Consider the following 12,209-nt stretch of genomic DNA (forward strand, 5'->3'; position numbering starts at 1 on the left):
GCTTCCATCGGCCAGGGGTGGCGCTCTCCCGAACGATTGTCATCGCCGGTGCCGGCATCGGTGGACTGACGGCTGCGCTTGCGCTCGCGGCCCGCGGCTTCCGCATCATCGTGCTGGAAAAGGCCGAGCGGCTCGAGGAAGTCGGCGCCGGTCTGCAACTCTCCCCGAACGCCAGCCGTGTGCTGGTCGAGCTCGGCCTCACCGAGCGCCTCAAGTTGCGCGCCGTGATCCCGGAGGCAGTCTCGATCATGAGCGCGCGGGCCGGCGGTGAGCTTTTGCGCATGCCGCTGGGAGAAGCCGCCGCCGAGCGCGCCGGCGCCCCCTATTGGGTGGTGCACCGCGCCGACCTGCAATCCGCCCTCGCCGGCGCAGTTTCCGACCATCCCGATATCGACCTGAAACTCGGCGCGACCTTCGAAGACGTCGCGCCTCACGCCAAGGGGCTGACGGTGGTTCATCGCAGCGGCACGATCCGGCGCAGCGATCTCGCCAGTGCGCTGATCGGCGCCGACGGTATCTGGTCGACGGTGCGCCAGCATCTATTCCCCGAGGTGCAGCCGCGCTTCTCCGGGCTGATTGCCTGGCGCGGTACGCTCGATGCCACGCAACTGCCGAAGGACTACACAGCGCGCCGGGTCCAGCTCTGGATGGGCCCGAATGCCCATCTCGTCGCCTACCCGATCGCGGGCGGACGCCAGATCAACGTGGTCGCGGTGCTGCCGGGCACCTGGAACAGGCCGGGCTGGAGCACGCCCGGCGATCCCCGCGAAGTGCTGGACGCCTTCGCCGCGCCGCGCTGGCCGCCGCCGGCGCGCATGATGCTCGCCACAGTCGACAGCTGGCGGAAATGGGCGCTGTTCGGCGTCCCCGACGACTGCCCCTGGAGTAAAGGCCCGGTCGCGCTGCTCGGCGACGCCGTGCATGCGATGCTGCCGTTTGCGGCCCAGGGCGCCGGCATGGCGATCGAGGACGCCGCGGTGCTCGCGCAGCATTTGAGCCCTGAGATCGCCGAGACCACCGCGGGCATCACGGCAGCGCTGAGACAATACGGCCGGACGCGCCAGGCGCGCGTGCGGCGGGTGCAGCGGACCGCTCGGCAGCAGGGCCGCATCTATCATTTCAGTGGGCCGCTCGCTTACGCGCGCGATCTTGCGGTCCGCGCCCTCGGCCCGGAACGCATGCTGGCACGGCAGGACTGGATCTACGGCTGGCGGCCCTGACGCGAGGCGCTAGTTTCAGCGCACGGCTCTTGTCGATTTCGGGCCAGGCTTGATCGGGGCAGGATTGGCAGCGGGCGCCGCGGCGGCCGGCGTCGCCTCGGGGGGCGTTTCCCGGCACTTGTTGCGGCGCCAAGCGTCATCGGCCATCTGCGCCTGCCCGCGTACCGCGATGTAGTCGTTGCGATAGGCAAGCTCCGACACCACGGCGCCGCCCGCGCCGGTCTGTGCCTTGTCCATCAGCCTCTGCAAATCGCCGGTGCGGTTGGCGATCGACTTGCGCTCGCCTTCGAGCTGCTTGCAATCGTACAATTCGTACTTGGCGGGATCGGCAAAGGCCGGAGCGACCGTCTCGCTCATGCCGGCGCAGCCGGACAGCGCGAAGTCGGCCGCGAGCAGCGCGGCGACCACGCAGCACGGGCGCAGGCGATATTGGATCAAAGCTGACATGCCGGATGAATAGTCCCCGTCGATTGAGAATGCCTAAAGCAACAACAGATGTCCGGATTGAGGCTTTGCCTTGTGCCGCCGGCTCGCCTAAGGAAGAACCACCCCTCCGGCCTGCAAATGCCAATTCCAGACCGCCGGCAAGGGACTTAAGTGGCTGATCTCGTTGGATCAAGCGGGCATGGCGGAATTGGTAGACGCAAGGGACTTAAAATCCCTCGGCGCGCAAGCGCTGTGCCGGTTCGACCCCGGCTGCCCGCACCACGAAAGCTGCGCGGAGGATCCCGCCGCGCGCGGCGGCCGCGAGCGCTGATACCTCATCAATTCCTGTCTGCTCCTGCACCGCCTGCCAGCCATCCCGAAACGTTGCTTGTGCAACGCAGCATTGAAGATAGATAAGGGCCTCAAATCAGAGGTGAGCTTCTTGTCCGACGTCAATGCCGACGACTGGGTGTCCTCGGGACACCGTCCCATGGGTTTCCCCGAATTCGTCATCGTGATCGCGTCGATCATGGCGCTGAATCCGCTTGCGATGGACATGATGCTCCCGGCACTGCCCAATATCGGGTCGGCCTTCAATATCCCCGTCGCCAACCATCTTCAGCTGGTGCTGTCGACCTTCCTGATCGGCTTTGGCGCGGGGCAGTTCGTCATGGGCCCGCTGTCGGATCGCTTTGGCCGCCGCCCGGTGCTGCTCGGCGGGATGGCGGTCTATGCGGTGGCAAGCGTGCTGGCGATTGCGGCGCCGTCGTTCGAGACGCTGCTGCTGGCACGCGCACTGCAGGGTTTCGGTACCTCGGCGACTCGCGTGATCGCGACCTCGATCGTGCGCGACTGTTACGTCGGCCGCCGCATGGCGAGCGTGATGTCGCTTGCGATGATGATCTTCATCGCCGTCCCCGTGATCGCCCCTTCGTTCGGACAGGCGGTGCTGCTGGTGACGCAATGGCGCGGCATCTTCGTCGTGCTGATGCTCTACGGGCTGCTCGCGCTTGCATGGTCCGTGCTGCGGCTTCCGGAGACCCTGCCTGAGAGCGAACGCAGGTCGCTTGCGCCGGCCGACGTGCTCACGGCCTACTGGCAGACCGTGACCCATCGCCAAACCCTCGGCTATGCGCTCGCCGCCGGTAGCGTCATGGGCGCGCTGTTCGCCTACGTATTTTTGGCTCAGCAAGTTTTTGTCGGCATCTATCACCTCGGCCATTATTTTCCGCTCGCCTTCGCCGGGATCGCGGCCGGCACCGCCATTGCCGGCTTTCTCAATGCGCGATTCGTCGGGACCCTCGGCATGCGCGTGATCTCGCACGGCGCGCTGACGCTCTACACCGCGGTGGCGGGAGTGATGCTGCTGACGGAAAGCCTCGCCGCGTTGCCGCTTCCCCTGTTCATGGTGCTCTCGGCGCTGATGATGTTCTCGTTCGGCATGATGGTCGCCAACTTCACTGCACTCGCCATGGAGCCGCAGGGCCACATCGCCGGCACGGCGTCCTCGCTCTACGGCTCGATCACCACGCTGATCGGCATCGCCGTCGGCATGGCCATCGGACAAAGCTTCGACGGCACGTTGCTGCCGTTCTCGGTCGGCTTCTTCGTGTCGTCCCTCGCCGCGCTCGCGATCGTGCTGGTGGTGGAGAGAGGACGGTTGTTCAGGCCGCATCATCGCGCCATCGGCTGAGGAACTCCGTGGCGCTCTCGATGTTGTACTGCAACAATTTGAAAGGGCGCTTCAATGGAACCGAAACACCGTAAAGACCACGACGCCGCGGAACGGGCGGAGACGGAACGCACGCCGTCGAGCGCCGAAAAGACCGCCGTCACCGTGCCATTCGCGAGTGAAGGGCTCGAGCGGGTCCGCGACAGCCACTGCTGAGCAAGACGCCTATTCCGTTGCGCGCCTGCTGGCGCTGAAATCGTCCGCAATGCCTTCGGGTGCCGCGCCGCTTCCACGGGGCGGCACCATCAGCACAAACACTTCCCGCGTGAGACCGGGCCGGCCCCATAGCTGCGCCTGTATGATAAGTTCCCGCCTGATGAAATGCCCGGCGCGCCCGGCCACCGAGTCCATCCACCGGCTGCAGTCATCCTGATCGCGAAAACAGAGCGCGGCCCAGCCGCGCTCCAGCGTCGTCTTGTGCGGCAAGCCCCCGGGATATTGATCCTCGAACGGCCGCACGTGGTGCGGGTGGTCCGGGCTGTAGAAGGCTGTCGCGAAGGCCGGTGAATCGTCGCCGCTGACGGCGGCGAGCGGCTCGTCCGTCAGTTCGCGCCACTCGCGTGTCAATCGGCTCGCCGCCTGCGCGTAGAAATTGCGCCCCTCCTCGTAACCGTGATGGTTGCGATAGACCGCGTGGGTCGGCGCGGCGACGAGGACGGCCGTGAGCGCGACACCGGCCACGACCACGGTGAGGTTGACGGTGTAAAAGCGCTCGATTGAATAATTTGTGCCGCAGACCACGAGAATGGCGAACAGAAACAACCCTTGCAAAGCCCATAGCGACGGCAGATCGGTGCCCATCACGAGCGAGATCAGGACCGGCAGCGCAATCGTGCCGACGGCAACGTAAAAGAGGAGCCGCAGGCCCGGATTCATTGCCGCGAAATCGTCCGGAAACTGCTTCAGCCGCGTGCCGGCGATCAATACCCAGCTGACGGCTGACACACTCATGGCCGCCAACAGGCCCAAAAGGAAGTTCCTGACATCAGCAGCAGAACTCGCCGCAGTGCCGTTGGCATGGTTCAGCGCGTAGGTGAAGGTCGATGCCCCCGTGGTCGCGAGCCAATGAAGATGCGGGGACAGCGCCGCAAGCCCGACGACGACCGAAATCCAGGGCGAGGCGGAAGTGAAATAGGCGCGTCGCGCCGGATGCGCCAGCGCGGCAAACGTGAAGCTCGCGACAAGGAAGATCGAATAATATTTGCCGACCATGGCCAGTGCCGTCGTGCATCCCACGGCAACCGCCCACGACGCCGCTCGGGTCTCGAATGCGCGCAGGAAGCACCAGGTCGCCAGCGGCCAGACCGCCAGCAGCACCGCATTGGCGTTGAAGCGCTGGGCATGGAATTGATAGGCCGGCGTCAGCATCAGGAGCAACAGCACCAGGACGCGCTTGTGCCCCGTCACGAATTGCCGCGCGATCCGATCAACGAAGACCAGCGCAAGCCCGGCATTGGCCATCGCCATCAATTGCAGCGACCAGTCGGTGAGCGGAAAAATGGCGCTCCAGCTCGCGGCAACCCAGCCGGTCAATGGCGGATGCTTGGGATAGCCCCACGCGAAATGCCGCCCCAGCATCCAGGCCTCCAGCGTATCGGGGTGCAGACCGCTGCCGGCATAGGCGACTGCCAGATAGAGCGTCCAGATCCCGACGAAGCAGGCGACGAGAAGCGGCACGGCCCAGCCCGTCTCGACGCCATCGAGCCAACGCCGGAATGGCCGGCGCCATCGTGCCGGCGCGCGATCGGACCGTTCGGCCATCGCCTGGAATGCAAAATCGATCGGCACTGGAATCAAATGGAGGGAGGAAGATGATGCGCGAGCACGACACATCTAGTTCTGGATCGAAACAAATAGCAATGACCGCAGACTGGGAACGTTGAAAGCATCCGCTTTCTCAGCCGGCGTAAGGTCAACAAAGGACCGAGACTGGCAAAAGAGCGGCGCCGCTGATGACAGCGGCGCCGCATGATGATCCGGACGAAAGGAAGGGCCTTTGCCCTACTCCGACTTGTCGACGTTCCAGAACAGCGGGGTCGCGGGACCGTCGAGCACGCCGGTCAGCGATTTGCGCCAGCCGCTCGGCAGGAGATACTGCCCCAGCGGGATGTAGATCACCTGCTCATAGGCTTCCTTCTGGATGTCAGCGGCGATCTTCTTCTGATCGTCGAGCGAGGCGGCGCGAACGAAGTCGTCCTTGAGCTTTTCGATCTTGGCGTTCTCGGCCCAACCGAACCAGCCCTTCTTGCCCTGGCCGCCGATCGAGAGATTGGCGATCGGGTTGGAGACGTCGGCCGCGACCCAGTTGGTGAAGAACATGTTCCAGCCGCCCTCTTTCGGAGGCTTCTGACTGGCGCGGCGGCTCACCACCGTCTGCCAATCGGTCGCTTGCAGGTCGACCTTGAAGCCGGCCTCGCGCAGCAACTGAGCCGCAACGATCGGCTGCGCCTTCAGCGTCGTGACATCGCCGGGGGCCATGATCACGATCGGGGTGCCGTCATAGCCGGATTCGGCGAGCGCCTTCTTGGCTTCGGCCATGCCGTTGCCCTTCACCAGGGTCTCGGCACCGGCCTCCGTCGCGAACGGCGTATCGCACACGAAGAAGGCGCCACAGACCTTCTGATATTTGGCGTTGCCGACGAGCGCGTCGAGAACGTCCTTCTGGTTTATCGCCAGAAAGGCAGCACGGCGCACTTTGACATTATCGAACGGCGGATAAAGGAAGTTCATCCGGCCGAGCGTCTGGAAACCGAACTTGTTCGAGACCTCGATCGTGATGTCCTTGTTCGCTTCCAGTAACGGGAGCATGTCGTAAGGCAGATTTTCCACGAAGTCGATGTCGCCCGACTGCAACGCGTTCACCGCGGTCTGCGAGTCCGGCATGGTGATCCACTCGACGCGGTCGACCTTCACCACCTTGCCGCCGGAGGTCCAGCTCGACGGCTCCTTGCGCGGCACGTAATCGGTGTTCTTGACGTAGACCGCCTTCACGCCCGGCTGGAATTCCGACTGCACGAACTTGAAGGGCCCCGAACCGATCTGCTCGGGGATCTGCTTGTCCGGCGGCGTCTCGGCGAGGCGCTTCGGCATCATGAAGGCAACGCGGGAGGACGGCTTGCCGATCGAGTCGAGCACGAGGCCGTAGGGCTCCTTCAGTTTCAGCGTGATGGTCTTGGCATCGGTCGGCTCGATGCTGGCGGTGAAGTCGAGCAGTTTCTGGCCCATGCCATCGACTGCGGCCCAGCGCTTGAGCGAGGCGACGCAGTCCTCCGCCGTCACCGGCGCACCGTCATGCCACTTCAGGCCGTCGCGCAGCGTGAACGTGTAGGTGAGCTTGTCGTCGGAGATCTTCCAGTCCGCCATCTGCGGCTGGATCTTGAAGTTCGAATCGGGCGCCACGAGCGTGTCGTAGATCATGTAGCCATGGTCACGCGTGATGTAGGCCGTGGTGAAGATCGGATCGATGATGCGCAGATCCGAATGCATCACCGCCGTGATGGTCTTGCCGGCCGCAAGCACCGGCGAGGCCAGTGCGGTCGAAAGCGCGACGAGCGACAGCGCAAGTTTGGAGGCGAACGCGCGAGGCCCCCGGCGCATCAACTTAAACATAAAAAGTTCTCCTGACGTGAAACTGTTCAAAGGCAGGTTATTGATTGAGCATCCGGTTCGTTCTTTAGGCGAACTAACCTCATGCAATGCCTTTATCTTTTCGAGACTTGCAGACGGTGCCGAGCGCGTCAATCCGGTTTCGCTGCAAGCCCAAGCGGCGCGCACACGGGCTCCACAAGGATCGGTTTGGCTCTACAACACTCTCCGCCTGTCCTGCCCCGCGCCGATGCAATGCGCGTTCCATGTTCCAAAGCCCAAGAGACATTGGAGAGACATTGAGATGAATCCAGCCAATCTTCCCTTCGATTCCGAAGCGATGCTACAGGGTCTGCGCGGCTGGGTGGAATGCGAAAGCCCGACCTGGGACGCGAGCGCCGTGAACCGCATGCTCGATATCGCAGCGCGGGAGATGGCGATCATGGGTGCGACGATCGAGCGCATCGCCGGTCGCCAGGGCTTTGGCGGCGTGATCCGCGCCCGCTTTCCGCATCCGAAGCAGGGCGAACCGGGCATCCTGATCGCCGGACACATGGATACGGTCCACCCCACGGGCACCATCGAGAAGCTGAAATGGCGCCGCGAGGGCAGCAAGTGTTACGGCCCCGGCATCTACGACATGAAGGGCGGCAATTATCTTTCGCTGGAAGCCATCCGCCAACTGGCCCGCGCCTCGTTCACGACGCCACTGCCGATCACCGTGCTGTTCACGCCCGACGAGGAAGTCGGCACACCCTCCACGCGCGATATCATCGAGGCGGAAGCCGCGCGCAACAGATACGTGCTGGTGCCGGAGCCCGGCCGCGCCGACAACGGCGTCACCACCGGACGTCACGCCATCGCGCGCTTCAATCTCGAGGCGACCGGCCGGCCCAGCCACGCCGGCGCGACCTTGTCGGCGGGCCGCTCGGCGATTCGCGAGATGGCGCGGCAAATCCTCGCCATCGATGCGATGACGGGCGAAGACTGCACGTTTTCGGTCGGCGTCGTGCATGGGGGTCAATGGGTCAATTGCGTTGCCACGACCGCCACCGGCGAAGCGCTTTCGATGGCCAAGCGCCAGGCTGACCTCGATCGCGGCGTCGAGAGGATGCTGGCGCTCTCCGGTACAACCAATGATGTCACCTTCAAGGTGACGCGCGGCGTGACACGTCCGGTTTGGGAGCCCGATGCCGGCACCATGGCGCTGTATGAAAGGGCGCGCGGGATCGCCAAGTCGCTTGGCGCAGAACTGCCGCATGCGAGCGCCGGCGGCGGCTCCGACGGCAATTTCACGGGCGCAATGGGCATCCCGACTCTCGACGGCCTGGGCGTGCGTGGCGGCAACGGCCACACGCTCGAAGAGTATATCGAGGTTGAAAGTCTGGTCGAACGCGGCCGGCTGATGGCGGGGCTGCTCGCGACTCTGGAGTAACGGCGCGAGCCACATCGCCAAAACCGGGCCAGATCACCGAAACAAATTGACCGCACTGCAAAAACGGTGGCCCGGATGGCATGGGAATTGCTGAAATGTTAGGCTGGTGGCAGAACCCCAGGCTCCAGCCGCTGTCTCTGATTTGACTCTCATCTGACGGGATCCAACTTGCTCGGATATCTCCTTCGCCGAATTCTCGCCGCCGTGCCCGTGATGGGCGTGGTGGCGCTGTTCGTCTTCCTCCTGCTCCGCCTCACTCCGGGCGATCCCGCCGCGATTCTGGCCGGCGACAACGCCACGCCGGAGCGGCTCGAGCGCATCCGCACCTCGCTCGGCCTCAACGAGCCGCTGATCGTGCAGTTCATCACCTGGCTGAACAAGCTGCTGCATGGCGATCTCGGAACGTCACTCATCTCCAACCTTCCGGTGATGAAGATGATCGGCCAGCGGGTCGAGCCGTCGATCTCGATCGCGCTGTCGACCATCATCCTCGCCGTCATCGTCGCTGTTCCTCTGGGCGTGATCGCGGCCTGGAAGCACGGCACCTGGATCGACCGCTTCGTGATGGGCCTGTCCGTGCTCGGCTTCTCGGTGCCGGTGTTCGTGGTCGGCTACATCCTGATCGAGGTCTTCGCGATCGACCTGCGCTGGGTGCCGGTGCAGGGCTTCCGCAGCATCTCGAACGGGTTTGGGCCGTTCTTCGAGCGCATCATCCTGCCGACCTGTGCGCTGTCCTTCATCTATATCGCTTTGATCGCGCGCATGACGCGCGCGGCGATGCTCGACGTGCTCGGCGAGGACTACGTCCGCACCGCGCGCGCAAAAGGCATCAACGAGGTCGCCGTGATGATGCGGCACGCGCTGCGCAACGCGGCCGTGCCCGTGATCACGGTGATCGGTACCGGCTTTGCGCTTTTGATCTCCGGGGTCGTCGTCACCGAGAGCGTGTTCAACATCCCCGGCATCGGCCGCCTCACAGTGGATGCGGTGCTGGCGCGCGACTATCCGGTGATCCAGGCGATGATCTTGCTGACGTCGCTGATCTATGTCGTCGTCAATCTCCTGATCGACGTCGCCTACACGCTGCTCGATCCCCGGATCCGGTACTAGGGCTAAGGATAACAACAAAAATGTCGGTCGATACCCTTCCCCAGTCCTCCATCCCGATCACGTCGCCGCTGCGACCGCGCCTCGGATTCCTGACCTCGACGCCGATCATCGCGGCGGCGACCATCTGCCTGGTGTTGGTTGTGCTGATCTCGATCCTGGCACCGTTGATCGCGCCGTATGATCCGATCCAGCTTGCGCCCTCGCAGCGGCTGAAGCCCTCTTCGGCGCAATTCCTGCTCGGCACCGATGCCTATGGCCGCGACCTGCTATCGCGCGTGATGTATGGCGGACGGATTTCGCTTCTGATCGGCATCGGCTCGGCGATCATGTCGATCGTCATTGGGTTGGCGATCGGCCTCGTCTCCGGCTTCTTCAAGCTGGTCCATTCCGTCATGATGCGGATCATGGACGGCCTGATGGCAATGCCGAGCATCCTGCTGGCAATCGCCGTGGTGTCGCTGTCCGGCGCCAGCCTCTGGACGGTGCTGATCGCGATCACGATCCCCGAAGTTCCGCGCGTGGCACGCCTGGTGCGTTCGGTCGTGCTATCGGCGCGCGAAGAGCCCTATGTTGAAGCGGCGATCTCGGTCGGCACATCCCTGCCAAAGATCATGTGGCGGCATTTGATGCCGAACACGATCGCACCTCTGATCGTGCAGGGCAGTTACGTCTGCGCGTCAGCGATCCTTACTGAGGCCATCCTCTCCTTCCTCGGCGCCGGCATCTCGCCGGAAACGCCGACCTGGGGCAACATCATGGCCGAGGGCCGTCAGTACTTCCAGCTCAAGCCGACGCTGATCTTCTGGCCGGGCCTGCTGCTCTCGATCGCCATCCTCAGCATCAATTTGATCGGCGACGCCGCCCGCGATGCACTCGATCCGCGCATGAAGCAGCGGGAAGGCAAATGATGACCGATCAAGTGATGACCAGCCCGATCCTCGACATCAACAACCTCGTCGTGTCCGTCGGCAAGAAGCCGAATGCTGCAAACATCCTCGACGGCATCTCGATCCAGGTGCACGAGCGCGAGACGCTGTGCCTCGTCGGCGAAAGCGGCTCGGGCAAGTCGGTGACCTCGCTGACCACCATGGGTCTGCTGCCGAAGGGCACGCTGGTTCCCACCGGCGGCAGCGTCAAGCTGGTCGGTGAGGAGATTCTCACCGCGACCGACCGCCGCCTGCGGCAGCTCCGCGCGACCCGGATGGCGATGATCTTCCAGGAGCCCATGACGGCACTCAATCCGGTGATGCCGGTCGGCCGCCAGATCGACGAAGTCCTGCGCGCGCACACCAAACTCGACGCGAAGGCGCGCAAGAAGCGCATCCTCGACATGATGGAGCAGGTGCGTCTGCCCCAGGTCGAGCGCATCTTTGCTTCCTACCCTCACCGACTCTCCGGCGGTCAGCGCCAGCGCATCATGATCGCGATGGCGCTCGTGCTCGAACCGAAGCTGCTCATCGCCGACGAACCGACCACCGCGCTCGACGTCACCACGCAGAAGCAGATCTTGACCCTGATCCGCGACCTCCAGCGCGATCACGGAACCGCCGTGCTGTTCATCACCCACGACATGGGCGTGGTCGCCGAGATCGCCGACCGCGTCGCCGTGATGCGGCAGGGCCGACTGGTCGAGACCGGAACGCTGGATTCCATCCTGCGCAATCCGACCATGGAGTACACCCGCAACCTGCTCTCCGCGGTGCCGAGCCTGGTGCCGCGCGCGGCACGGCCTGAGACCAAGGAACCCGTGGTGCTGGAAGCCAACGAGCTTGGGAAGGTCTACCGCGAGCGCGCGTTCTTCGGTAAAGGCCGCGAAGTCGTCGCTGCCGACAAGGTCACGCTGACGCTGCGCAAGGGCCGCACGCTCGGCATCGTCGGCGAGAGCGGCTCAGGCAAATCGACCGTGGCGCGCTGCATCGTCCGCCTGATCGACCCGACTTCGGGCGGCGTGCGCCTCTCCGGCCGCGAGATCTCGGACATTTCGCGGCGGCTGTTGCAGCCGCATCGGAAGAAGATCCAGATCGTATTCCAGGACCCCTACCGCTCGCTCAACCCGCGCGTCACCGTCGGCGAAAGCATCGCGGAAGGCCCGATCAATTACGGCGTGTCGCATGCCGACGCAACGAAGCGTGCGCGCGAATTGCTCGAGCTGGTCGGCCTGCCCGCCGATGCGGTCGCGCGCTATCCGCACCAGTTCTCCGGCGGCCAGCGTCAGCGCATTGCGATCGCCCGCGCGCTCGCACTCGATCCCGACGTGCTGGTCGCGGACGAGGCGGTCTCCGCCCTCGACGTCTCCGTGCAGGCGCAGGTGCTGGAACTGTTCGACGAGATCCAGCAGCGGCTCGGCATCGCCATCCTGTTCATCACTCACGATCTACGCGTCGCAGCACAGATCTGCGACGAGGTCATGGTGATGCAACACGGCCGCGTCGTCGAGCAGGGTCCGGCCGCCGAAGTGCTGACGCATCCGAAGGAGGCGTACACCAGAGCCTTGCTCGAGGCAGCGCCAGGCCGCGGCTGGGATTTTGCGAACTTCCGGCCGGTGGCCGAGGGCGCGGCGGCCAGCGCCTAGTCTCTCGCCTCGTCATTGCGAGCGCAGCGAAGCAATCCAGACTGTCCCCGCGGAGGGATTCTGGATTGTTTCCCTTCGCTCGCAATGACGGTGGTTGCGACAAGCATTTCCAAAACGGCTTGACGCCAT

10 protein-coding genes and 1 tRNA gene are annotated in these 12,209 nt (G+C 64.3%); 8 read left to right on the top strand and 3 right to left on the bottom strand.

Translation table 11 applies throughout. From position 1 onward, the window contains the following. Window positions 1-17 precede the first annotated feature (17 nt). A complete protein-coding gene (locus tag IVB42_RS11920) occupies window positions 18-1,220 on the top strand; it encodes an FAD-dependent monooxygenase (protein ID WP_247403923.1) in 1,203 nt (400 codons plus the stop codon). A 15-nt stretch (window positions 1,221-1,235) separates the two neighbouring features. Here IVB42_RS11920 and IVB42_RS11925 read toward each other — a convergent pair whose 3' ends face one another. Then, window positions 1,236-1,667 carry a twin-arginine translocation pathway signal gene (locus IVB42_RS11925; RefSeq protein WP_247403921.1) on the bottom strand — a complete coding sequence of 144 codons (432 nt, stop codon included), beginning with the start codon at window positions 1,665-1,667 and terminating at the stop codon, window positions 1,236-1,238. A gap of 172 nt (window positions 1,668-1,839) precedes the next feature. On the opposite strand from IVB42_RS11925, the gene IVB42_RS11930 reads away from it, so the two are divergent. The 3 genes from IVB42_RS11930 to IVB42_RS11940 all read left to right on the top strand — a co-directional run bounded on the left by IVB42_RS11930 (window position 1,840) and on the right by IVB42_RS11940 (window position 3,534). Continuing rightward, a tRNA-Leu gene (locus IVB42_RS11930) sits at window positions 1,840-1,928 on the top strand. A 160-nt stretch (window positions 1,929-2,088) separates the two neighbouring features. After that, complete coding sequence (locus IVB42_RS11935) at window positions 2,089-3,339, top strand: multidrug effflux MFS transporter (RefSeq protein WP_026232922.1); 1,251 nt, start codon at window positions 2,089-2,091, stop codon at window positions 3,337-3,339. 54 nt (window positions 3,340-3,393) lie between these two features. After that, window positions 3,394-3,534: a hypothetical protein gene (locus IVB42_RS11940; RefSeq protein ID WP_018455321.1), complete on the top strand. Its 141-nt coding sequence runs from the start codon at window positions 3,394-3,396 to the stop codon at window positions 3,532-3,534. 9 nt (window positions 3,535-3,543) lie between these two features. Here the strand turns inward: IVB42_RS11940 and IVB42_RS11945 are convergent, their stop codons facing one another. Then, window positions 3,544-5,139, bottom strand: a complete 1,596-nt coding sequence (locus IVB42_RS11945; RefSeq protein WP_346658579.1) for a glycosyltransferase family 39 protein — start codon at window positions 5,137-5,139, stop codon at window positions 3,544-3,546. 240 nt (window positions 5,140-5,379) lie between these two features. Continuing rightward, a complete protein-coding gene (locus tag IVB42_RS11950) occupies window positions 5,380-6,987 on the bottom strand; it encodes an ABC transporter substrate-binding protein (protein WP_085351106.1) in 1,608 nt (535 codons plus the stop codon). Window positions 6,988-7,267: 280 nt separating this feature from the next. On the opposite strand from IVB42_RS11950, the gene IVB42_RS11955 reads away from it, so the two are divergent. The 4 genes from IVB42_RS11955 (at window position 7,268) to IVB42_RS11970 (ending at window position 12,080) form a co-directional block, all read left to right on the top strand. Next, window positions 7,268-8,398, top strand: coding sequence for a M20/M25/M40 family metallo-hydrolase (locus IVB42_RS11955; RefSeq protein ID WP_247403919.1), 1,131 nt, complete (start codon window positions 7,268-7,270; stop codon window positions 8,396-8,398). A gap of 168 nt (window positions 8,399-8,566) precedes the next feature. Then, entirely contained in the window at window positions 8,567-9,508 is a 942-nt protein-coding gene (locus tag IVB42_RS11960) for an ABC transporter permease (protein ID WP_007602533.1), read from the top strand. Window positions 9,509-9,528: 20 nt separating this feature from the next. Then, a complete protein-coding gene (locus tag IVB42_RS11965; RefSeq protein ID WP_247470219.1) occupies window positions 9,529-10,416 on the top strand; it encodes an ABC transporter permease in 888 nt (295 codons plus the stop codon). Window positions 10,417-10,430: 14 nt separating this feature from the next. Beyond that, window positions 10,431-12,080, top strand: a complete 1,650-nt coding sequence (locus IVB42_RS11970; protein ID WP_247470228.1) for an ABC transporter ATP-binding protein — start codon at window positions 10,431-10,433, stop codon at window positions 12,078-12,080. The last annotated feature ends 129 nt before the right edge of the window (window positions 12,081-12,209 follow it).

Origin of the sequence: Bradyrhizobium sp. 45, assembly GCF_023073155.1 — a bacterium.
GTDB classification, from domain to species: domain Bacteria; phylum Pseudomonadota; class Alphaproteobacteria; order Rhizobiales; family Xanthobacteraceae; genus Bradyrhizobium; species Bradyrhizobium canariense_D.

Coding starts and splice junctions, on each gene's coding strand:
- IVB42_RS11950 (WP_085351106.1), bottom strand. CDS start 6,987: ATGTTTAAGTTGATGCGCCGGGGGCCTCGCGCGTTCGCCTCCAAACTT.
- IVB42_RS11955 (WP_247403919.1), top strand. CDS start 7,268: ATGAATCCAGCCAATCTTCCCTTCGATTCCGAAGCGATGCTACAGGGT.
- IVB42_RS11970 (WP_247470228.1), top strand. CDS start 10,431: ATGACCAGCCCGATCCTCGACATCAACAACCTCGTCGTGTCCGTCGGC.
- IVB42_RS11945 (WP_346658579.1), bottom strand. CDS start 5,139: ATGGCCGAACGGTCCGATCGCGCGCCGGCACGATGGCGCCGGCCATTC.
- IVB42_RS11940 (WP_018455321.1), top strand. CDS start 3,394: ATGGAACCGAAACACCGTAAAGACCACGACGCCGCGGAACGGGCGGAG.
- IVB42_RS11925 (WP_247403921.1), bottom strand. CDS start 1,667: ATGTCAGCTTTGATCCAATATCGCCTGCGCCCGTGCTGCGTGGTCGCC.
- IVB42_RS11965 (WP_247470219.1), top strand. CDS start 9,529: ATGTCGGTCGATACCCTTCCCCAGTCCTCCATCCCGATCACGTCGCCG.